The sequence below is a fragment of the Deinococcus rhizophilus genome, from assembly GCF_030271215.1.
In the GTDB taxonomy this organism is placed as follows: domain Bacteria; phylum Deinococcota; class Deinococci; order Deinococcales; family Deinococcaceae; genus Deinococcus; species Deinococcus rhizophilus.
Genome location: NZ_JASNGB010000423.1, coordinates 1 through 384, shown reverse-complemented (window position 1 = coordinate 384; position 384 = coordinate 1). Strand labels below are relative to the sequence as shown.

Genomic DNA, 384 nt, shown 5'->3' with positions numbered 1-384 from the left:
GGGCGCGGGCCAGCGGAGCGGCAGCCGCCACGAGGCCAGCGGCTCCCAGCAGGCGCAGGGTGTCGCGGCGGTTGACAGGGCGGGCGGGGGCGTCGGGCTTGGAACTCGAATCGCTCATAGGGCAACCTCCGGGGGTGGATGTGACCCTTTGACGTTAAGGGACTTCCGGGGCCGGATGTGTAGTCGCTCCTGCGGAAGGCTTGGGACTTTGCCCCAGCCCGTACAGCCCCAACCCCGCCCGCATCGCCGGGCCGCTCGCCAGCGCGAAGGCCAGGGTGCCCCAGCCCACCAGCCCGCCCAGCAGCCACCCCAGCGCCAGCACCACGAGTTCGGTTCCGCCGCGCACCCGCGCCACGTCCCACCCGGTGCGGCGGCTGAGGCCCA

The 384-nt window shown here is 73.7% G+C and carries 1 pseudogene; it reads right to left on the bottom strand.

Features of this window, described 5'->3' with window-relative positions:
- Positions 1 to 154: 154 nt before the first annotated feature.
- Positions 155 to 384: pseudogene (locus QOL99_RS17675) on the bottom strand (membrane protein); the annotation flags it as partial.